Source organism: Helicobacter sp. 23-1045, from assembly GCF_053654655.1.
Genome location: NZ_JBSIUR010000001.1, coordinates 194117 through 215510 on the forward strand (window position 1 = coordinate 194117; position 21394 = coordinate 215510).

The following is a 21394-nucleotide window of genomic DNA, read 5'->3' on the forward strand; positions in this document are numbered from 1 at the left end:
CTGCGATTTGAGTTAGATTCTGCGAATTGGAGGCAAGGGATGAAAAAAATCAAAGTAATTTATGGCGATATCGCGTTAAAAATTAGTGATAAAATCTCTAAAATACCGCACTTTAAGTCAAATCCAGCATTTAGAATGCCATTTTGCCATCAAAGTGCGTTTGTAAAAACGGAGTTGCTTAAAAAATATAAATTTGATACGAACTTTAAAATTTGCGCGGATAACGACTTTTTTACCAAAATTTATCATTTGGAAAATGTGCGATTTTTTAACTCAAAAGAAATTGTTGCATTTTACGATGGGAGCGGGATTTCCGCAAAACCAAGTGTGATATTTTTCAAAGAGGAAATTCGCATTATTGCAAAATACAATAAATTATATATCCCCATATTTTGCGTAAAATTTCTAAATATGCGTCTAAAATATTTTATAAAAACGCACCTTCCGCAGAATCTAAGCATAAAGTTGCAACTTCACATTAATGCAAAACGCTAGATTCTGCGAAATGTAAATTTTGGCGTAGATTCTGCGAAAATATGCGAGATTCTGCGATAAAATTCGCATTTTTCTATTTTTACTTGTTATAATTTTACAAAAAATCGCAAAAATCGGAGGTTGCCTGTGAGTGTTTTGGAGCAAGAGTTTATAAAAGCGGTGATTGAAAATAACGCACCCAGCGTGAAATATTTGATTAAAAACGGCACAAATATCGATGCGGTGGATAGTGATGGCTGCACCGCGCTAATGTGGGCGTGTAAAGATGGCAATTTCAAAATGGCAAAGTTTCTAATCGAAAATGACGCAAGATTAGATATCCGCGCAAATAACGGCTATACCGCGCTTATGTTTGCCGCACTTAGTGGCAATAAAGCCGTTGTTTCGCTACTTTTGGATTTGAATGTCGATGTTAATGAAAGCGATAATGACGGGTGGAGTGCCCTTATGAGCGCGGTTAGCGAAGGGCACATTGACATTGTGAAAATTTTGGTAGAAAATGGCGCAAATGTCAATGCCAAGCGAGATGACAGCACCACCGCGCTAATGCTTGCAAGCTCATTTAATCATTTAGAAATCGTGCGATTGTTGCATAAAAATGGCGCGGATATTAACGCCGCTGATGAAAATGGGTGGAATGCGCTGATGTGGGCGTGCTCATTTAACCACCTAAAAATCGTGCAGTATTTAGTCAAAAACGGCATAAATATTAACGCTACGCGAAATGACGGCTACACCGCGCTAATGAGCGCGAGTTTTAAGGGGCATTTTGAGATTGTGAAATTTTTAGTGACAAATGGCGCGGATGTAAATTCGCATAAGACTGATGGCTACACGGCTTTGATGAGCGCGAGTTTTAAGGGGCATTTGGGAATCGTAAAGTTTTTAGTTGAGAGTGGCGCAAATGTAAATGCAAGCAAAAATGACGGCTATACGGCTTTGATGAGCGCGAGTTTCAAAGGGCATATTGAAGTTGTGCAGTTTTTGCTAGATTCAGGGGCGGACTTTCGCTCAAATAATGCGTGGAATGCCTTTATTTGGGCGGCTGAAAAGGGGCATTTGGAGATTGTGAAACTTTTGCTAAATAATGGCGCAGATATCGATGACATCGATAATGATGGCAACTCCGCGCTAATGCTCTCCGCTATTGAGGGGCATTTGGAAGTGGTGAAATTTTTAGTGGCAAATGACGCCTTTATCAACGCAAGGGATTACAACAACGCAACGGTGCTTATGAAGGCGACAAATAGCGGGAATTTGGATTTGGTGTGCTATTTGGTAGAAAATGGTGCAGATATTTTTGCAAGTGATATCGCCGGAAGCACGGCATTTAGCATAGCGCAGACAAATGGCAATAATGACATAGCGCAATATCTCAAAAAAGAAGGACACCGCCAAATGGAGGCGAAACGCAAGCAGGCAGAGAAATTAGCACAGCTTGATAAAATCATATAAAGGGGAGATTGAATGATAAAAATTACAGAAAATTCATTGCGTGATGGACATCAGAGCTTACTTGCTACGCGTGTTCGCACGGAGGATATGTTGGAAGTGGCGCGGATTTTTGAGGAAATCGGCTTTTATAGCGTGGAAGTGTGGGGGGGCGCGACTTATGATACTTGTTTGCGCTATCTTAAAGAAGACCCTTTTGAGCGACTTTACAAGTTTAAAGAGATTTTCAAAAAAACGCCCCTTCAAATGCTACTTCGTGGGCAAAATTTGGTAGGATATAGGCACTATGCCGATGATGTGGTGAGAGAATTTATAAAGCTTTCAGCACAAGGCGGAATCGACATTTTTCGCATATTTGACGCGCTAAATGATAGTAGAAATCTAAAAACCGCAATCGATGAGGTAAAAAAGCAAAACAAAATCGTGCAAGGCGCAATCAGCTACACAACTTCGCCCATTCACACGATTAAGGGCTTTGTGGCTTATGCCAAAGAGCTAGTCAAAATGGGAAGCGATGAAATTGTCATCAAAGATATGGCAGGGCTAATCACGCCTTTTGATGCTTATGAGTTAGTCAAAGCATTAAAGGGCGAAATTAACAAACCAATCGTGCTTCATACGCATAGCACGGCGGGATTTGGATTTGCATCGCATTTAAAGGCGATAGAAGCGGGAGCGGAAATCGTGGATTTAAGCAACTCTGCCTTTGCAAGTGGGACTTCGCACCCTTGCACTCAATCAATGGTAGCCACACTCAAAGGCACAAAATGGGACACCAAATTAGACATTGCCAAAATGGAAAAAGCCGCCGAAATCTTGCGCCGTGTGCGTAAAAAATATAAGAAGTTTGAATCGCATTATAGTTTGATTGATACGCGTGTGCTTGTGAATCAAATCCCCGGCGGTATGATTTCAAATCTAGCAAATCAGCTAAAAGAGCAAAACGCGCTAGATAGAATGGACGAAGTGCTAGATGAAATCCCTGCTGTCCGCGCAGACTTTGGCTATCCGCCACTTGTTACGCCTAGCTCACAAATCGTAGGCACACAAGCCGTCCTAAATGTCCTAACAGGCGAGAGGTATAAAAGCATTAGCAAAGAGGCAAAGAATTTGGGGCGTGGATTTTATGGTAAAAGTGCCACTGAGATTGACAAAAAGCTAAAAAGCAAACTTGTGGCTTTGAAAGAAGAATTTATCACCAAACGCCCAGCGGATTATTTATCGCCTGAAATATCAAAGGCAAAGAAAGAAAGCAAAGATTTTGCGCTTTCCCAGACAGATGTCATAAGCTACGCAATGTTTGAGGGCGTGGCAAAGACATTTTTGGACGAGCGCAATCACAATGCTTTGAAACCTGAGCCAATCGAATCTTTTGAAAATATCGCGGAGGATTTGGCAAAAGAGTTTAAGATTATCGTAAATGGGGAGCAGTATGGCATAAAGATTGAGGGCTCTGGCAGGACTACAAATGGCGTGAAACCCTTTTTCTTGCGACTTGATGGGGAATTAAGGGAAGTGTATGTAGAGCAAGATTCTGCGAATAGCGCAGAATCTACCACGCAAAAGTCGCCCAAAGGCGCGATTATCGCAAATGATGAAAATCACATTAGCTCAAATATGCCCGGCACCATTCGCAAAATCAATGTCAAAATCGGCGATAAAGTCAAAAAGGGCGATGTTGTGGCGATTGTAGAGGCTATGAAAATGGAAAATGAAATCACCGCGCAAAAAAATGGTAGCGTGAAAAATATCTTTGTGGATTTGGATAGCGCAGTGGTGGCGAATCAAGCGATTATGCTAATCGAATAGGACGAATCTAAATGCAAAATAATTGCGTTAAATCTCAAAATCTACATAAGATTCGCATAGATTCGCATAGATTCGCATTAGATTCACGCAAATTTAGGAATTTTTATGACTTTTGAATCTATGCTTTTTGCCTTTTTGCTAACGCTAATCGCTGGGATTAGCACGGCATTTGGGGCATTTTTGGCATTTTTTAAGACAAAAGATGAGACGCGCGTCCTATCCTTTGGGCTTGGATTTAGCGGTGGGGTTATGGTGTATTTGAGTTTTGTAGAGATTTTGCCAAAATCTATCGACTATTTTTTGCGAATAGATTCAAGCAATGCCGAATCGCTTGGCATTTTGTGCTTTTTTGTGGGTATGATTTTGGCATTTGGAATCGACATTTTAATCCCCAAAGATGTCAATCCCCACGAGCTAAAAAGCCAAAATGAAGTCTATTGCGAACTAGATTCGCGAGAACGCCACATTTCACGCAACAACGCCATAAAACGCACGGCGATTTTTACGGCAATCGCAATTACGATTCACAACTTCCCTGAGGGCTTTGCGACTTTTATAAGTGCGTTAGATAGCTTTGCCTTTGGCGTTAGCATTGCGGTGGCTGTGGCGATTCACAATATCCCTGAGGGTTTGGCAGTGTCTTTGCCGATTTATTATGCCACAGGCGATAAAAGACAGGCGTTGAAACTCACGCTTTTATCTGGGCTATCAGAGCCACTTGGCGCGGTAATCGGGTATTTTTTACTTGCGCCACTTTTGGGCGAAGCCACACTTGCCATTAGCTTTGGAATCATCGCTGGGATTATGGTTTTTATCTCAATCGATAGCCTTTTGCCAAACTCCAAATTAAGCACCAAAGGGCACGAATCAGTGGCTGGTGTTTTCTTTGGGATGGGCATAATGGCAATTAGTTTGCTAATCTTAAAATAAATGGAGGCAAAAATGCAAAATGTTTTTAAAAGCGCGGATTTGCTAGACAAAAACGCGGTAGAGCGATTTAATTTAAGCAATGAAATTTTGATGGAAAATGCCGCGTGTGCGATTGAGCGAATCATCGATGAGCGCGTATCTGCGCCAAACGCGCTAATAATTATCGTGTGTGGCAGAGGCGATAATGGCGCGGATGGATTCGCCCTTGCTAGGCGTTTGAGTGGCAAATACAATGTCAAAGTTTTTGCGCCCGAATCGCTTCAATCTCGCACACAAAGCGAACTCAATGCTTTGCAAAAAGCGCGATTTGAAGCGGTGGGCGGGAGTTTTGTCGATAAACTTTTTTTGTGTGATATTGTTGTGGATTGCCTTTTTGGAAGCGGATTTAGCGGGGAGTTGGATTTACAAATGGGCGATTTGATAGCGCAAATGAATGCGGTAGGACGGCTAAAAATCGCCTGTGATATATCAAGCGGACTTTTAGCGACAAATGCAGAATCTAAAACAAAATTTATCGCAGAATCTAATCTTTTCGCAGAATCTAGCGCAAAATCCCACAAAATCGCAGAATCTAGCACAGATTCTGCGATTTTCAAAGCCGACATTACAATCGCAATGGGCGCATTAAAAATTGCGTATTTTAGCGACTTTGCAAAGGATTTTGTAGGCGAAATAGCCGTAGCAAATTTAGGCATTTCGCGCGCAAACTATGAAAGCGATTCACATATCAAATTGCTTGAAAGGCGCGATTTAAAACTCCCGCACCGAATCGCAAAAAACACACACAAAGGGCGATTTGGGCATAGTTGCGTAATCGCTGGGGAAAAAGAGGGTGCGTGTATTTTAAGCGCACTCTCTGCATTTGCCTTTGGTAGCGGACTTGTAAGCATTATTGGCGAGGTGAAAAATCTCCCGCACCACATTATGAATGCCACGCAACTGCCAAATAACTGCAACGCAATCGCCTTTGGTATGGGGCTTGGCGCGAAAATACAGCGTTATAATTTTGATTTTTTGGGGAAAATCCCATCGGTGATTGATGCGGATATGTTTTATCATAACGATTTGCGCGGGATTTTAGAAAAGGGCAATTTGGTGCTAACCCCGCATTTAAAGGAATTTAGCTCTATGCTAAAAATTTTGGGCTTTGGCGAATTTAGCATTAAAGAGATTGAGCGCAAAAAAGTGGATTTGATGATGGATTTTTCGGCGCGTTACCCAAATGTCGTGCTACTGCTAAAAGGCGCAAATGTATTCATCACACAAAAAGAAAAAATCTACATAAACACGCTAGGGTGCAATAATTTGGCAAAGGGTGGCAGTGGCGATGTGCTAAGCGGACTAATTGTCGCGCTTTTGGCGCAAGGATATTCGCTACTAGATTCGGCTATCAATGCGTCTTTGGCGCATTCTTTGGCTTCGCAAAAGATTCAAAGCGACTTTGGATTAGAGCCTATGGATTTAATAAATGCGATAAAATCATTATAAAGGATAGAAATGCAAAATGATATTTTAAAAATTGGCGACATTGAATTTAAGTCGCGTTTGATTGTCGGTAGCGGGAAATACAAGGACTTTGCAACCACGCGTGAAGCGACTTTGGCAAGTGGCGCGGAGATGATAACTATTGCCGTTCGGCGCGTAAATATCACCGATAAAAATAGCGAAAATCTTATGGATTATTTCAAAGATAGCGACATAAAATTCTTGCCAAACTCCACTGGTTGTACAAGAAGCGATGAAGCGATTGCGCTTTTTAATGTGGTGCGCGAGGCGACAGGGATTCGCACAATAAAGCTTGAAATCATCGGCGATACCGCAAAAACGCTTTACCCTGATATGATTGAGACGCTTTGTGCGTGTGAGATTTTGGCAAAGGATAATTTTGTCGTTTTTGCCTACTGCAACGATGACCCGATAATGGCAAAACGCCTTGAATCCGCTGGGGCAAGTGCCGTAATGCCCCTTGCTGCGCCTATCGGCTCGGGGCTTGGGATACAAAATCGCTACAATGTCGCCTTTATCAAGGACGCCGTGAAAATACCCGTGATTGTCGATGCGGGAATCGGCTGTGCAAGCGATGCAAGCGTGGCTATGGAGCTAGGGGCGGATGCTGTTTTAAGCAATAGCGCGATTGCTTTGGCAAAAAATCCTATTCTTATGGCAAGGGCGATTAAAAATGCCGTGATTGCGGGACGACAGAGCTATCTAGCAGGGCGAATCCCGCGCAAACCTTATGCCACCGCAAGCTCGCCAATCGATGGCGTTGTGGCGTGGTAGGGTGGATTTGGCGAAAATCAAGCGAGATTCTGCGAGATTGAAGCGATTTTTGAGTAAATCGCAGAATCTAGTGCGAAAAACGCAGAATCTAATGTAAAATTCAAGCGAGATTCTGCGAAATGTTGCTTTTTTTAAGTAGATTCTGCGAAATTAAAGTGATTTTTACATAAATCGCAGAATCTAACATTATTTTTTTCTTAACATTACCATAATTTTTTTTAGCTATAATTCGCGCTTAAATTTTGCAACAATTTTGCAAACGCAAAAAAGGAAGCGCGTGGAACTCGCATTAGTTAGTCTATATGAAAATCTGCCCTATCTTGCGGCGTTTTTGGCAGGTATCCTTACATTTTTAAGCCCTTGTGTTTTGCCACTAATCCCGCCCTATATGAGCTACATTGGGGGCGTTTCGGTGAGTGAGTTAAAGGCGCAAAATCGCCTTTTTATATTTCAAAAGGCAGCTCTCTTTGTGGCGGGATTTTCGGTGGTTTTTATATTGCTTGGCATTAGTTTTAACTCGCTTTTGGGGCGATTTTTAAGCAATCCTATCGCAAATTACATCGCTGGGGGCATTATCATTATCTTTGGGGTGCATTTTTTAGGCATTTTTCGCCTTGCTATTCTCTATAAAACAAAGCGATTTGATTTTGTGCGAATCGCGCAATCTATCCCATTTTTGCGCATAATTGCGCCATTTATTTTAGGCATAGGCTTTGCGCTTGGGTGGAGTCCGTGCGTAGGACCGATTTTAGGCTCGATTATCGCGCTAAATAGCATAAGTGTGAGCGGTGGCGGAGTTGCCTTGCTAGTGATTTACGCGCTTGGGCTTGGTGTGCCGTTTTTGCTAACTGCGCTTTTGATTGAGCGACTTTTTAGCGTGTTTGAGCGCATAAAGCGATATTATCGCGTTATTGAAATCATCAGCGGGGCGTTGCTTGTAACAATCGGCGTTGTGATTATTTTGGGCGGATTAGATAGAATCGCCGTAGTTTTTTCGTAAAAAGGGGACAAAATGCAAATCATAAAAGGCAAAAATCAAAGTGTGGCAATCGAAAATGGCGTAATTGTGGGCGTAGATTCTGCGAACGCAGAATCTTTTGGCTCACAAATCGCAGAATCTAGCGAAGTTTTGGATTTGAAAAACGCGCTAATCGCCCCGCAACTCATTGATTTAAATGTCTATCCTAAAAATAAATCGCTCTTGCGCACTTCGATTTTGTCGCTTGGAGAAAAGGCAAAGCGCGGTGGTGTGGGGATTATCGCGCTAAATTCTGCGAGTAATCCTGCAATCGACAATGAAATGGCAATGGAGTTTGTAAAAAATATCAACGCAGAAGTGGCGATTTTGCCACTGATTAGCTCAAATGTGGCGGATTTTGGTGATAAAGGTGCGAATCAAAAAGGCGATTCAAAAATCTGTGATATTACGATTTTAAACGCGCTTGGGGGCGTTGGGATAAATATTGACAGCGCAAAGGACGCAAACACCATTGACAAAGTCGCCAAATACGCCAAAATGCTTGACATTCCGCTTTTTATAAACGCAAATGACAATTTGGGCGGAATGATAAATTATGGCGAGTTAAGCGCGAAATTGGGCATCCCCGCGCGAAGTCCGCTTAGTGAAATCAAAGAAGTGGCAAAAATGCTTGAAGTGGCGATTTTTTATGATATAAAAGTCGTTTTTAGCGCGATTAGCGAGATTCGTAGCCTTTCACTCATAAATGAAGCCAAAAAGCACAATCCGCGCATTTTCGCCGAAGTTTCGATTCATCATTTGATTTTGAATGAAAGCGCGTGTGAAAATTACAACACTAGTGCGAAAATAAATCCGCCCCTAAAAGACAAAAAAACGCGCGAAAAGCTATGCGAATCCCTGCAAAATGGCGAGATTGATTTGCTTACTTCGCTGCAATGTGCGCATTTTAACTCCAAAAAAGAGTTGCCATTTGGCAATGCGGAGTATGGGATTGACGCAATCGCGCATTATTTTGCGTTGCTTTATAGCAATTTGGTTGCGACAAAAATCATAAGTTTGGAGCGACTATTTGAGATTTGCGCTGAAAATCCAGCCAAAATCTTAAATCTAAATTGTGGCAAAATAGAGCAAAACAAAGAAGCGCGACTTATGGCGGTTGATTTGGATTCAAATGTGGCGGTGGATGGCGCGTTTTCGCCGTATAAAAATGCGGATTTGAAGGGGGAGATTCTGCGATTTATTTAACGCAGAATTTAGCAAAATGAAGTTAAAATCGCAGAATCTAATGCAAATTTCGCAGAATCTAACCCACCCCCTTAATCCCCCTCCGCAAGGGAGGGGGAGAGTATTGGCAAAATCTCCGCAAGGGAGGGGGAGAGTAATAGAGAAAGCCCCTCCCCTTGCGGGAGGGGTTTGGGGTGGGGTATTCTCCACAAAAGAGAATGTGGGTTTAGATTCTGCGGATTTTGTGCGATTCGCAGAATCTTTGAGATTTTTCGCTTCGCTCAGAATGACAAGCGATTCGCAGAATCTAGCGCAGAATCTAAAATCTTAAAGGACAAAAAATGAAAGAAAAAATCTTAAATGTTTTAATGCTGATGGGCGATGAGCTACTAAATGCCATCATTGTCGGCTCAAAGGCGATTTTTATCTTAATCTTTGGGTGGTGGTTTGCCTACTTTATCGCGGGGCGAGTGCGAAAAATTTTAATGCGCGTTTTAAAAGATGAAATGCTTGCGGGATTTTTATCAAAAATCGCCTTTGTGGGGATTATGATTTTAGTGGTGGTTGCGACACTTGGCACGATGGGCGTTCAAACGACTTCAATCATCGCGGCACTTGGCGCAGCGGGATTGGCGATTGCGTTAGCACTAAAAGATTCGCTTTCAAACCTTGCAAGTGGCATAATGCTAGTAATTTTTCGCCCATTTACAAAAGACGATAGGATTGAAACCGCCGGTATGATTGGCGTGGTAGAAGAAATCTCGCTTTTTCACACTTATATGCGAACAGGCGATGGCAAATTAGTCATTATGCCAAATACGAGCGTTGCCACAGGGCGAATCATAAATTACACCAAAAAGCACACACGCAGAATCGGACGCGATGAAGCCCTGCCACTCGCGATAAATAGCGATAATATCATCTTGCGAATCGATTGGCTAATAAGCGTGGGATACACAAGCGATATTGAGCGCGTGAAAAAGGTGATTTATGATGCCGTAGAATCTACCGAAAATATCGATAATGGCGCAACAAATGCGAGTAAAAAAATCTTTGTAGGCGTAAATGAGCTTCAAGCAAGTGGCATTGAATTTGCCGTGCGGGCGTGGGTTATCGATAATGGCGCATTTGGTAGCACAAAAAGCAAAATGATAGAAAATGTCAAAAATGCCCTAGATTCTGCGAAAATCGAAATACCATTTAATAAATTAGATGTGAATCTAATAAAATAGGATTATTATGGCGATTAAAGAACTTCAGCTAATTGGCGCAAGTGCGGTGATTTCGTGCAATAAGCATTTTGAGATTATCAAAAATGGCGGGATTTTGTTTGATGGGGATAGGATTTTAAAAGTGGGCGATTATAATGCGCTCCAAAGCCCAAAGATTAAAAGCAAGTTTTATGAATCCTGCGTCATTACGCCTGCTTTTATCAATCCGCACATTCATTTTGAATTTAGTAGCAATTTTAGCACACTAAATTACGGCAATTTTGGCGTGTGGCTTGATTCGGTTATGCAAAAAAGGGGCGAATTATTTGAAGATTCGCAAAAATATATAAAAAATGCAATCAAAGAAGTTTTGCGCTCTGGCACAGCTTGTGTAGGCGCGATTAGTAGCGTGGGAGCGGATTTGGAGGATTTAAGCACAAGTCCGCTAAAAGTGATATATTTTAATGAGATTATGGGGACAAATCCCGCGAAATTTGATACGATAAAAGAAAATTTTGAGATTAGATTAAAAAAAGCAAAATTGCTAGAAAATCCGCGCTTTAAAAACGCAATCGCGCTTCATTCGCCTTATTCGTTGCATAATGATTTGGCAGAATTTGCGATTGATAAAGCTAAAAAAGGCAAAATGCTAGTATCGGCGCACTTTATGGAGTCGCGTGAAGAATTGCTGTGGTTGGACTATGGCAAGGGCTATTTTAAGGACTTTTTCAAAAATAATTTGGGCGTTGAATCTGCAAAGCCATTTTACACAAAACGCGCATTTATGGAGCTTTTCTCGCAAGTGCCTACGCTTTTTGCGCATTGTCTTTATTTAAATAATGATGATTTTGAATTTTTGAAACGATTAGATTGCGAAATCATCTCTGCGCCCCGCTCAAATCGCCTTTTAAATAATCGCTATTTTGACTTTTTTAAGGCAAAGGATTTTAGATTTAAGCTCATTTTAGCCACAGATGGCAGAAGCTCAAATAATTCGTTAAGTTTGCTTGATGAGGGGCGAATCGCACTTTTTGGTTACCCGAAATTTGATGTAAATGCCCTTGCAAAAGAGATATTGCTAGGAATCACGCGCAATATCGCCAAACGATTTGGCTTTAACAACGGCTCTTTGGAGAGAGGCAAGGCAAGTGATTTGGCGGTATTTTATGTCAAAGATATTGAAAAAAGCAATCAAGTGGCACTGCATTTCTTGCTCCACGCAAGGGAGGCAATGGATTTATATATCAACGGAAAAAGGATAGACATTGAAGGCATTTAAAACAATATGGCGATTTTTTGTGTTAAAACCGCTAAATTTCATTCAAAATTATTTTAAAAGTTGCTTATTTATTTTGCTAGTAATCGTGCTTTGTGCGGCATTTACGCCACCGCAAACGCAAAACATAAATTTGGCAAAAATCTATTTAGAAGGTCCCATTTTTAGAAGCGATTTATTTGCCACACAAATCGAATCGCTAAAAAATTTCCCAAATTTAAGGGGCGTTTTGTTAGTCATCGATTCGCCCGGGGGCGGATTGTCGCCTAGTGTAGAAATCGCAGATATGATTGAAGAGCTAAACGCCAAAATCCCCGTAGTCGCCTATGTGCGCGGGACGATGGCTAGTGGAAGCTATTATGCGGGAATGTATAGTCGATTCATAGTGGCGAATCGGGGCGCGATGATTGGCTCTATTGGCGTGATTTTTAATGGATATAATATCGAAGAATTGCTTGGCAAAATAGGGATTCAATCGCAAGGACTAAAAGCAGGTGAGTTTAAGGAAGCGGGGACTTTTACTAGAAAATGGAGCGAAAATGAGCGGGCGTATTTGCAAAAATTCTTAAATCAGCAATACGCGATGTTTGTAAGAGATGTGGCAAATGCTAGGGCAAAAACGCTTGGGCAAATTGACTATCGAATCTACGCAGAGGGCAAGATTTTTAACGCTTATGACGCAAAAGAAGTGGGGCTTATTGATTTAGTTGGCACACAAAAACAAGCGATAAATTTATTGCAAGAATTAAGTGGCGTTAGCAACCCTGTGTGGGCAAAAGAGGGCGTTATTGATAGCTATTTGAAAAAATTTAGCGCAGAGGCAGTGAGTGCGATTTTTTCGCAAATAAATACCATACGATGAATCTTATTATTTTGATTAGCACACCTGATTCGCGTGGTTTGGTGCATAAGGTTACGGCGAATCTGTTAGAATTTAATATCGAAAAAAACGATGAATTTGTGGATAGGACAAGCAAACATTTTTTTATGCGCACTGAAATTAGCCTAAAAAGCGATGAAAGCGCAGAGATTGAAGCGATTGCAAAAAAAATAGAGGCGAATCTAAATGCGATTCTCCCGCAAAATGCTTTCATAAAAATCGCGCCAAAAAGCAAAAAATCCGCTGTTATTTTTTGCACCAAAGAGGCGCATTGCTTGGGCGATTTGCTAATCAAACACTACAATAACGAGCTAGACATTGACATAAAAGCGGTGATTTCAAATTATGAGAGTTTGCGAAGTTTGGTAGAAAAATTTAGCATTCCATATTTTCACATTTCACACGAATCTAAAAATTACGAAGATTTAATGCTTGAAATTTGCGGTAGATTCGCACCAGATTTTATCATTTTGGCAAAATATATGCGGATTTTAAGCCCAAAATTTATCGCACATTATGAAAATCGCATTATAAATATTCATCACAGCTTTCTCCCCGCATTTATCGGGGCGAATCCTTACAAACAAGCCTTTGAGCGAGGCGTGAAAATCATCGGCGCAACGGCACATTTCGTTACAAGCGAATTAGACAGCGGACCGATAATCTGTCAAGATATTATGCAGGTAAATCACACTTTTTCGTGGGTGGATATGCAAAGGGCAGGGCGCAATATTGAGCGCGTGGTTTTGGCGCGTGCGGTTGATTTGGCGATAGAGGCGCGAATCTTTATCCACAACAACAAAACGATTATTTTTTAAAATTTGCTTAAAAATCGTTTAAATTTATGGTATAATCCCAAATTCATTTTAATTTTAAAGGATTAAATAAATGCGTGTTTTAATCATAGACAACGATGAAACGCTTGGCGAATCGCTTAGCGATGCGTTAAATGAAAAGAAATACCAAACCGACATCGCCGAAAATCTCAAAGATGGCAAGTATTATGTCAGCATTAGAAATTACGACTTAATCGTATCAAATTGGAATCTAAGCGACATAAATGGCGTAGATATTATAAACCAAATCAAAGAAAGAAAACCCAAAATCCCCGTAATCATCACTTCAAGCAAAGAGGATATAAGCATTGAAGTAAATGCGCTAAATGGCGGAGCAGATGACTTTATCCGCTTCCCCTGCGCTAATGAAGTCTTTGTCGCAAGAGTAGAGGCAAGGTTGCGTTCGTGGGGGAGCAATCTAATTGAAATCGATGACTTGCTAATCAACCCCGATGAGGAAAAAATCGTCTATAAAGGACAAGAAATCGAAGTCAAAGGCAAACCATTTGAAGTGCTAACGCACCTAGCAAAGCACAGAGACCAAATCGTAAGCAAAGAGCAACTTTTGGACGCTATTTGGGAAGAGCCCGAGCTTGTTACGCCAAATGTCATTGAAGTAGCGATTAACCAAATCCGCCAAAAGATGGATAAACCGCTGCGAATCTCTACCATTGAAACCGTGCGCAGACGCGGGTATCGCTTCTGCTATCCAAAACCAGCGGAAGAGGAATAGTTAGCGGTAGTGCAAATCGTGCGCGATTTACGCAAGATTTAGCGTGAAACTGAAATATAATTTGATAAAAAGGGAAATTATGAAATCTACACGAACACTGACAATGCCTTGTTATATCGGGGGGGGGGGGAAATGCTTATAACCCTATAAAAGGCAAATTTTTTGCATTTTTGTTTGGCATTTCACTTATTACAAATCTTTACTCTGCTACACTTCCTACTTATAAATTAGATACTTATGAGCTAGATGCGCTTTGTGCTTCAAGCACGGATTGTAAAATCGATAAAAGCAACTACGGATATGGTGGCTACATACATTTTGGTAATAAAAGTTTAGAACTAAATAAACTAACTTTTGAAGGCGTAACGATTCTTACATTGACAAATGAAGGTGCGATTAACATAAAAGATAGCATAAGCACTAGCGCAATTATAAGTCAGCTATATAACAAAGGCACAATCCAAACGGCAAATGGCATAATTATAAATCCATCAAATGCTGCTGGTGGTGGAATAGGCAATCTTTATAACTACGGCACAATTAGCGCAAATAATGGCGTCGCCATAACTATCAAAGATAAAGCACATTTGACAAATCTAATCAATCACAACACAATCAATGGATACATAAACGCAGAATCTGGCGCAATTCTTGGCAATATCGAAAATCACGGCATTATGGGCGGAATCGTTCTGCCCGTCAGTCAATACACGCACAATCTTACAAATTACGGCACAATCAATCGCGTGAATGGACAATCTTATCATTTAGGTGGCGGTGGCACATTTACTATACACGATTATGCTATGAAAATTACCGAAAATGCGGAAACATTTAATAAATATAATGGCGCAAATACGGGCGATAATTCACATCTTGTCGTGGATAAAGGCACAAAATTACAATTTTACAATAACGATGGACTCGCTCGTGGGTTTGGCAAGCTGATATTAGAGCTTGACGGAGATTTTGAATACGATACGCCATATTCGCTAGATAAGCTAGTGGTGGATACAGACGGCGCAAATGCGTTAAAGGTTGATTTATCACACTTGGATTTGCTAAACAAAGATATTTTTACGCTTATGCAACAAGGCGATAGTTTTGTCGTAAGCATAGGTGGTAGCAATACGCCCATAACCGCCACAAGCAAGGCAAATGTCGCTACTATGAATAATCTATTTTTGGCAAGTGGTGCGATAATGCCAAGCAGTAGAAATAGTGTGCGATATGCGCAAAAAATGGCAAATCGCTCTAATGCGCGAAATGCGTTTTATGCCAAATCTCACAAATCTATCACGCTAAATTCACTAAAATCAAATGAAAATTTCTTTTATGATTCGCAAATATTGACTACAAATGCGAAGAATAAAGCGATAAATTTAGCACAAAAAAACACGAATGCAAACAAAAGCGCAGATTCTGCGAATCGCACTGCGAAAAAAATCTCAGATTCTGCGAATCGCATTGCAAATCAAAGCGCAGATTCTGCGAAAGAAAGCGATAAATATAGTTTTCTTTTTACGCCATTTATAAATCATACTTTGTTTTACAAATCGGGGAATTACGAAGTTTCGGGCGTTGATGGCGGATTTATAACCGCATTTAGCGGAAAGCTAAATGATAGCAATACGCTAGGCACTCATTTTGCTTTAAGCTACGGGGCGTTGAGCGATAAAAATGACAAGGATTTTAAATCCACAAATCTAAATTTTATGCTTGGGCTAAACTATCATTTAGATTTGGCTTATGCTATGTTTTTAAAGGCGCGTGGGGATTTTTACTATTTTTTAAATGAAGTGGGCGCAAATCCTGCCGATACAGCCAAGCCAAATAATCTTGGTTTTGGCGTAAGCGTGGCTTATGGCAAGGACTTTGATTTTGATAAATGGGGCGTTTTAGGAATCGAAGGTGCAATTGATTACAAAGCACTAAATACAGGCAAAGCAAGCATTTCTAGCGTGGATTATAATAGCGCGTTTTATCACTTGTTATATTTGGATTTGGGGTTAAATTATTATAAATATTTTAGTGTGGATTTTGGACTTTTGGGACTTGATGCGGGGCTTGGAATTCGCGGGAATCTCACTCCAAAGGCAACAAACGGCACTTTAATGGTAGCAAATCGCGCTGTGGATATAACGCTAGATAATGATAATGTGCTAGGCTATGTAAGCGTGGGAGGTAGCTATGTATGGCAAGCGCAAAGATTTGATATGGAATTTACATTGCGCTACAATGGGAGCTTTGGGGATAAAAGCATAAGCAATGGCGGAAGCTTTGAGTGGCGAGTGAAGTGGTAGATTCTGCGAATCGCAGAATCTGTGATTGAAATATTTATAAATTCTTGCGAATTTTTGGTATTAGATTCTGCAATTCGCAGAATCTCTAAAAATGATGAAATATTCGAATCCTGCGCGCTTTGGCGGGGTTGTTACGATTTTTCACATTCGCAAATTTTGCAAAAAATCTTAAAATTTATCTATTTTATAAGATTTGATTTATAAAAAAATCGCTAGAATTCTCAATTTTCAAAATTTTTAGGGGCAGTTATGAAATGTGAAGTTATTACTATTGCAAATCAAAAAGGTGGCGTGGGTAAGACAACTACGGCGGTGAATCTCTCTGCGTCTCTGGCATACAAGGGCAAAAAAGTCCTTTTGATTGACGCAGACCCGCAGTCAAACGCAACTACAAGTCTTGGCGTCCATCGCAACAATATCGATTACTATCTCTATCACACGCTAACAGGGTCAAAAAAGCTATCCCAAATCATCGTAAAAACCGATGTGCGAAATCTCTTTTTAGCACCTTCAAATATCGGGCTAGTGGGGTTTGAAAAAGAATTTTATAGTAAAAAAACGCAAGGGCGCGAGTTAATTTTAAAGAAAAAGATTGATGAAATAGTTGGCGAATATGACTTTATGATTATCGATTCGCCCCCTGCACTGGGACCTTTGACGATGAATGCGTTGAGTGCGTCAGATTCGGTGTTAATCCCAATTCAGTGCGAATTTTTCGCGCTGGAGGGCTTGGCGCAACTTTTAAATACGATTAAACTTCTAAAAGAGCAAATAAATCCAAATCTAAACATAAAAGGATTTTTGCCAACGATGTTTGCCGCGCAGAATAATCTCGCAAAGCAGGTTGTTTGCGACTTATCACAGCATTTTGATAAATATATGTTTAAAGATATGAATATGCAAAATCTAATCATCCCGCGAAGCGTGAAACTCGCAGAATCTCCGAGCTTTGGCAAGCCGATTTTGCAATATGATATGCGCTCAAACGGCTCTCTTGCCTATCAAAATTTGGCAGAAGCAATCTTGCAAGGCGCATAATGGCAAAGAAACAAGCACTTGGGCGCGGACTAAGCGCGCTAATTGGCGAGATGGAGCAAGCTTATGAGCAGAATTTGGGCGACGATTCGCAATTAGTGGTAGAAATTGACATTGATTTAATCCACCCAAATCCAGTGCAGCCGCGCAAAAAGTTTGATGAAACAAGCATCGCAGAACTCGCAGAATCTATCAAAGAATACGGCATTTTACAGCCCATTTTGGTTTATGAAGAAAATAATGAATTTTATTTGATTGCCGGTGAGCGCAGACTTCGCGCATCAAAAGTTGCGAAATTATCCGCGATTAAGGCGATTGTAGTAGATATAAAACCTGAAAAGCTCCGCGAGATGGCGTTAATCGAAAATATCCAAAGGGAGGATTTGAATCCCATCGATTTGGCATTGTCGTATAGCGCGTTAATTAAGGACTATGATATCACGCAAGATGAGTTAGCACAAAAGGTGCAAAAGTCCCGCCCACAGATTACAAACACTTTGGCACTTTTGAAATTGCCAAAAGGTGCGCAAGATTTGCTAATTAGTGGCAAAATCACGCAAGGACACGCCAAAATTTTGGTGAATCTAAATGAAAAAGATTTAAAAATTGCGCTAGATTCGATAGTGGGGCAGAAATTATCGGTTAGTGAGAGTGAAAAATTAGTCCAAAAAATCAAAGAAAATCGCGCAGATTCAGCCTTAAATAATCGCAAACAAATTGCCAAAAAACCAAAAAAAGAGTTAGATTCTGCGATGAATGCGCTAATTAGCGTATTTCAAAAGTTAGAAATCATCGCAAAAATAAGGGGCGATTCGCTTGTGCTAAACTTCAAAAATGATGAAAAAATTCACCATTTGGTAAAAATTTTAGAAAAAAATGGCAAATTTAAATGAAAAAAAGACAGAATTTTGTTAGCATTTTAAATTTAAAAAAATACGGGGGTAATTTATGGGCATAAGTTTAAATCCGCAGTTGATGGCGCTAGTGTTTGTGCTATTTATTTTGTCTATTTATTTGCTGAATAAATGGCTCTATCAGCCAATTCTTGCCTTTATGGACGCGCGCGATGCGATGATAAAAAATGACTTGGATAATGCAAGTGGCAATGAAAGCGAGATAGCGCACATCGATAGCCAAATACAGGCGATTTTAGATTCAGCCAAAAAAGAAGCATTTACCATTAAAGAAAAGGCGACTTTGGAGGCAAAGGCAGATTCTGCGAATAATATCGAGCAACTAAAAACTGAAAATGATAGAAAATTAGTGGCATTTTTAGAAGTATTAAATAGCGAAAAAGAGAGCGCGAAATCCGCCCTTTTGGCGCAAATCCCGGCGTTTCAAAATGCGCTTAATGATAAAATAAAAAGTATGTAAAAGGGGGATGGCGATGAAAATATTATTACTTCTAATGCCAATTTTTGCCTGTGCGGCGGAAGTTAGCTTTGAAAATAGCGACTTTGTAATGCGAAGTGTGAATTTTGTGATTTTTGTCGCGCTTTTGTGGTGGCTTGTGGCAAAGCATATCAAAAACGCACTCAAAGCAAGGCAAGATGAGATTTCAGCGCAATTAAACGCCGTGCAAGTCAAACTCGCAGAATCTAACAACAAAAAATTAGAAAAATTAAAAGAATTAGAAAATGCCAAAAAACTCGCCCTTGACATCGTGGCAAACGCCCACAAAGAGGCAGAAGTCATCACTAAAAATATTCAAAATCAATGCAAAAAAGATTTAGAGATTTTGCAAAAATCTTATATCGAGCGAATGGGATTTGAGCAAAAACGCGCTAAAAAGTCCATCGTTAGCGAGGTTTTAAGTGAGATTCTGCGTGATGAAAATATCGCGCTTGATAAAAAGAAATTTGTTGAAATCATCACAAAAAAGGTCGCATAAATGATAGCAAAAAGATACACAAAAGCGCTCGTAAATGCGCTAAATGAGAAAGAAGTCGCTACGGCGATAAAGGTGCTTGAATCAATTAGTAAAAGTTTTGCAGATTCTGCGTTTTTAAATATTATAAATTCGCCTTTTATCCCAAAGGTGCGTAAGTGTGAGCTACTTATCGAAACTTTTAAGATTAAGGATAAAACGCTAAAAAATTTTATCAAAGCATTAAGCGAGAAAAACCGCCTGTGTGAGATTCCGCGCATTTATGATGAGCTGAATCGCCACATTCGCGCCAAAAACAACGAATTTGAACTCATCGTGCAGTCAAATTTTGCGCTGGATTCAAAGTCGCTTTCAGAAATTAAGCAAAAGTTAGAGCAAAAGTTTGGCGTCTCGCTTGTGGCAACGCATAAAAAAAGCAATGTCGATGGGATAAAGATTTTCATCGATGAGCTGGGCGTTGAGGGCGCGTTTTTAAAGCAGAGTTTGACAAATGGCATAAAAAGCCACATCTTAAAAGCATTTAATTAAAAGAAAGGAGTAAAAATGTCAAGTAAGATTCAGGTAGATGAAATAAGCTCAATAATCAAACAAAAAATCGAGGATTTTGAGCTAAAAATCGACATAGATGAGGTAGGGTCGGTCATAAATTACGCGGACGGCGTGGCGCGAGTTTATGGGCTAAAAAATGTAATGTATTACGAAATGGTAGAATTTGAGACAGGCGATAAAGGCTTGGCTTTGAATTTGGAGGATAACAGCGTTGGCGTGGTTGTGCTTGGTGCTGGGAGAGAAATCAAAGAGGGCGTATCAGTCAAAAGGCTAGGCACTCTTATGAGTGTGCCTGTGGGCGATGCGGTTGTGGGGCGCGTAATAAATGCGCTTGGAGAGCCCATCGATGGCAAAGGCGCGATTGAGGCAAAAGAGTATAGATTTATCGAAGTCAAAGCTCCCGGCATTATGGCGCGAAAATCAGTGCACGAGCCATTGCAAACGGGGATTAAAGCGATTGACGCGCTTGTGCCGATTGGGCGAGGACAAAGAGAGTTAATCATCGGCGATAGGCAAACCGGCAAAACAACCGTTGCCATTGATACAATTATCAATCAAAAAGGGCAAGATGTCATTTGTATCTATGTGGCAATCGGGCAAAAAGAATCCACAGTGGCGCAGGTTGTCCGTAGGTTAGAAGAACACGGCGCGATGGAGTATAGCATTATCGTAAATGCACCTGCTTCAGATTCGGCTACTATGCAGTTTTTAGCACCTTATGCAGGGGTTACGATGGGTGAATATTTTAGAGACAACGCCCGCCACGCGCTAATAATCTATGATGATTTAAGCAAACACGCCGTAAGCTACCGCGAAATGTCGCTAATCTTGCGCCGTCCGCCCGGTAGAGAGGCATTCCCCGGCGATGTTTTTTACTTACACTCTCGGCTTTTAGAGCGCGCAGCGAAATTAAGCGATGATTTGGGAGCTGGCTCGCTAACGGCACTACCCATCATCGAAACACAAGCAGGCGATGTCGCAGCGTATATCCCTACAAATGTAATCTCAATCACCGATGGGCAAATCTTTTTAGAGACAAATCTATTTTACTCTGGGATTCGCCCTGCAATCAATGTCGGCTTGTCAGTTTCGCGCGTGGGTGGCGCAGCACAGGTTAAGGCGATGAAGCAAGTCGCTGGGACTTTAAGGCTGGATTTGGCGCAGTATAGGGAGCTACAAGCGTTTTCGCAATTTGCGTCTGATTTAGATGAAGGTAGTCGAAAGCAATTAGATAGAGGGCAAAGAATGGTTGAGGTGCTAAAACAGCCACCATATTCGCCTTTGTCGGTTGAAAAGCAAATTGTCATCATTTTTGCGGGTGCAAAGGGCTATTTGGATAATGTCCCAGCAAGTAAAATCACCAAATTTGAAGCGGATTTGTATCCATTTATCGAAGCGAAATATCCAAAGATTTTTGAAACGCTAACTAGCAAAAAGGCGATTGATTCGGACTTGGAGGCACTTTTGAAACAAGCATTAGAAGAGTTCAATAATTCATTTACGGCGTAGGGTAG

General features: G+C 40.7%; 21 protein-coding genes. All 21 read left to right on the forward strand.

The window, feature by feature from the left end:
- Positions 1-39 precede the first annotated feature (39 nt).
- The 21 genes from ACWIUE_RS01105 (at position 40) to atpA (ending at position 21389) form a co-directional block, all read left to right on the forward strand.
- On the forward strand, positions 40-495 hold the full coding sequence (locus ACWIUE_RS01105) for a hypothetical protein (RefSeq protein WP_454134087.1): 456 nt from the start codon (positions 40-42) through the stop codon (positions 493-495).
- A 126-nt stretch (positions 496-621) separates the two neighbouring features.
- Entirely contained in the window at positions 622-1950 is a 1329-nt protein-coding gene (locus tag ACWIUE_RS01110; protein ID WP_454134089.1) for an ankyrin repeat domain-containing protein, read from the forward strand.
- 12 nt (positions 1951-1962) lie between these two features.
- Positions 1963-3756: a pyruvate/oxaloacetate carboxyltransferase gene (locus ACWIUE_RS01115; protein ID WP_454134091.1), complete on the forward strand. Its 1794-nt coding sequence runs from the start codon at positions 1963-1965 to the stop codon at positions 3754-3756.
- Between the two features lie 99 nt (positions 3757-3855).
- Entirely contained in the window at positions 3856-4686 is an 831-nt protein-coding gene (zupT, locus tag ACWIUE_RS01120; protein ID WP_454134522.1) for a zinc transporter ZupT, read from the forward strand.
- A gap of 12 nt (positions 4687-4698) precedes the next feature.
- The gene (locus ACWIUE_RS01125) at positions 4699-6174 is read left to right on the forward strand and encodes an NAD(P)H-hydrate dehydratase (protein ID WP_454134093.1); all 1476 of its coding nucleotides are present in this window, start codon (positions 4699-4701) and stop codon (positions 6172-6174) included.
- A gap of 9 nt (positions 6175-6183) precedes the next feature.
- Complete coding sequence (locus ACWIUE_RS01130; RefSeq protein WP_454134094.1) at positions 6184-6966, forward strand: thiazole synthase; 783 nt, start codon at positions 6184-6186, stop codon at positions 6964-6966.
- Between the two features lie 277 nt (positions 6967-7243).
- On the forward strand, positions 7244-7966 hold the full coding sequence (locus ACWIUE_RS01135) for a cytochrome c biogenesis protein CcdA (protein ID WP_454134096.1): 723 nt from the start codon (positions 7244-7246) through the stop codon (positions 7964-7966).
- A 12-nt stretch (positions 7967-7978) separates the two neighbouring features.
- Positions 7979-9190, forward strand: coding sequence for a hypothetical protein (locus ACWIUE_RS01140; RefSeq protein WP_454134098.1), 1212 nt, complete (start codon positions 7979-7981; stop codon positions 9188-9190).
- Between the two features lie 16 nt (positions 9191-9206).
- A complete protein-coding gene (locus ACWIUE_RS01145) occupies positions 9207-9500 on the forward strand; it encodes a hypothetical protein (RefSeq protein ID WP_454134100.1) in 294 nt (97 codons plus the stop codon).
- A gap of 10 nt (positions 9501-9510) precedes the next feature.
- Complete coding sequence (locus tag ACWIUE_RS01150) at positions 9511-10401, forward strand: mechanosensitive ion channel family protein (protein WP_454134101.1); 891 nt, start codon at positions 9511-9513, stop codon at positions 10399-10401.
- 7 nt (positions 10402-10408) lie between these two features.
- Positions 10409-11659, forward strand: coding sequence for an aminofutalosine deaminase family hydrolase (gene mqnF, locus ACWIUE_RS01155; RefSeq protein ID WP_454134103.1), 1251 nt, complete (start codon positions 10409-10411; stop codon positions 11657-11659).
- Positions 11646-12518, forward strand: coding sequence for a signal peptide peptidase SppA (sppA, locus tag ACWIUE_RS01160; protein ID WP_454134105.1), 873 nt, complete (start codon positions 11646-11648; stop codon positions 12516-12518). The genes mqnF and sppA overlap by 14 nt, the downstream gene beginning before the upstream one ends.
- Positions 12515-13354 (forward strand): formyltetrahydrofolate deformylase, encoded by an 840-nt coding sequence (gene purU, locus ACWIUE_RS01165; protein ID WP_454134106.1) that lies wholly within the window; start codon positions 12515-12517, stop codon positions 13352-13354. The genes sppA and purU overlap by 4 nt, the downstream gene beginning before the upstream one ends.
- Positions 13355-13424: 70 nt before the next feature.
- A complete protein-coding gene (gene hsrA / locus ACWIUE_RS01170; RefSeq protein WP_454134108.1) occupies positions 13425-14105 on the forward strand; it encodes a homeostatic response regulator transcription factor HsrA in 681 nt (226 codons plus the stop codon).
- 170 nt (positions 14106-14275) lie between these two features.
- The gene (locus tag ACWIUE_RS01175; RefSeq protein WP_454134110.1) at positions 14276-16408 is read left to right on the forward strand and encodes a hypothetical protein; all 2133 of its coding nucleotides are present in this window, start codon (positions 14276-14278) and stop codon (positions 16406-16408) included.
- Positions 16409-16657: 249 nt separating this feature from the next.
- The gene (locus ACWIUE_RS01180; protein ID WP_454134112.1) at positions 16658-17446 is read left to right on the forward strand and encodes a ParA family protein; all 789 of its coding nucleotides are present in this window, start codon (positions 16658-16660) and stop codon (positions 17444-17446) included.
- A complete protein-coding gene (locus ACWIUE_RS01185; RefSeq protein ID WP_454134114.1) occupies positions 17446-18336 on the forward strand; it encodes a ParB/RepB/Spo0J family partition protein in 891 nt (296 codons plus the stop codon). The genes ACWIUE_RS01180 and ACWIUE_RS01185 overlap by 1 nt, the downstream gene beginning before the upstream one ends.
- Positions 18337-18391: 55 nt before the next feature.
- Positions 18392-18817: a F0F1 ATP synthase subunit B family protein gene (locus tag ACWIUE_RS01190; RefSeq protein WP_454134116.1), complete on the forward strand. Its 426-nt coding sequence runs from the start codon at positions 18392-18394 to the stop codon at positions 18815-18817.
- Between the two features lie 13 nt (positions 18818-18830).
- On the forward strand, positions 18831-19334 hold the full coding sequence (locus ACWIUE_RS01195) for a F0F1 ATP synthase subunit B (RefSeq protein ID WP_454134118.1): 504 nt from the start codon (positions 18831-18833) through the stop codon (positions 19332-19334).
- A complete protein-coding gene (locus tag ACWIUE_RS01200) occupies positions 19335-19859 on the forward strand; it encodes a F0F1 ATP synthase subunit delta (protein ID WP_454134120.1) in 525 nt (174 codons plus the stop codon).
- A 15-nt stretch (positions 19860-19874) separates the two neighbouring features.
- Positions 19875-21389, forward strand: coding sequence for a F0F1 ATP synthase subunit alpha (gene atpA / locus ACWIUE_RS01205; RefSeq protein ID WP_454134122.1), 1515 nt, complete (start codon positions 19875-19877; stop codon positions 21387-21389).
- Positions 21390-21394: the final 5 nt, after the last annotated feature.

Excerpts from the sequence above, each read along its gene's own strand:
- ACWIUE_RS01150 (WP_454134101.1), top strand. The coding sequence starts at position 9,511 with ATGAAAGAAAAAATCTTAAATGTTTTAATGCTGATGGGCGATGAGCTA.
- ACWIUE_RS01140 (WP_454134098.1), top strand. The coding sequence starts at position 7,979 with ATGCAAATCATAAAAGGCAAAAATCAAAGTGTGGCAATCGAAAATGGC.
- atpA (WP_454134122.1), top strand. The coding sequence starts at position 19,875 with ATGTCAAGTAAGATTCAGGTAGATGAAATAAGCTCAATAATCAAACAA.
- ACWIUE_RS01195 (WP_454134118.1), top strand. The coding sequence starts at position 18,831 with ATGAAAATATTATTACTTCTAATGCCAATTTTTGCCTGTGCGGCGGAA.
- ACWIUE_RS01130 (WP_454134094.1), top strand. The coding sequence starts at position 6,184 with ATGCAAAATGATATTTTAAAAATTGGCGACATTGAATTTAAGTCGCGT.
- hsrA (WP_454134108.1), top strand. The coding sequence starts at position 13,425 with ATGCGTGTTTTAATCATAGACAACGATGAAACGCTTGGCGAATCGCTT.
- ACWIUE_RS01115 (WP_454134091.1), top strand. The coding sequence starts at position 1,963 with ATGATAAAAATTACAGAAAATTCATTGCGTGATGGACATCAGAGCTTA.
- ACWIUE_RS01185 (WP_454134114.1), top strand. The coding sequence starts at position 17,446 with ATGGCAAAGAAACAAGCACTTGGGCGCGGACTAAGCGCGCTAATTGGC.
- ACWIUE_RS01145 (WP_454134100.1), top strand. The coding sequence starts at position 9,207 with ATGAAGTTAAAATCGCAGAATCTAATGCAAATTTCGCAGAATCTAACC.
- mqnF (WP_454134103.1), top strand. The coding sequence starts at position 10,409 with ATGGCGATTAAAGAACTTCAGCTAATTGGCGCAAGTGCGGTGATTTCG.
- purU (WP_454134106.1), top strand. The coding sequence starts at position 12,515 with ATGAATCTTATTATTTTGATTAGCACACCTGATTCGCGTGGTTTGGTG.
- ACWIUE_RS01105 (WP_454134087.1), top strand. The coding sequence starts at position 40 with ATGAAAAAAATCAAAGTAATTTATGGCGATATCGCGTTAAAAATTAGT.
- ACWIUE_RS01190 (WP_454134116.1), top strand. The coding sequence starts at position 18,392 with ATGGGCATAAGTTTAAATCCGCAGTTGATGGCGCTAGTGTTTGTGCTA.
- ACWIUE_RS01180 (WP_454134112.1), top strand. The coding sequence starts at position 16,658 with ATGAAATGTGAAGTTATTACTATTGCAAATCAAAAAGGTGGCGTGGGT.
- ACWIUE_RS01200 (WP_454134120.1), top strand. The coding sequence starts at position 19,335 with ATGATAGCAAAAAGATACACAAAAGCGCTCGTAAATGCGCTAAATGAG.
- ACWIUE_RS01125 (WP_454134093.1), top strand. The coding sequence starts at position 4,699 with ATGCAAAATGTTTTTAAAAGCGCGGATTTGCTAGACAAAAACGCGGTA.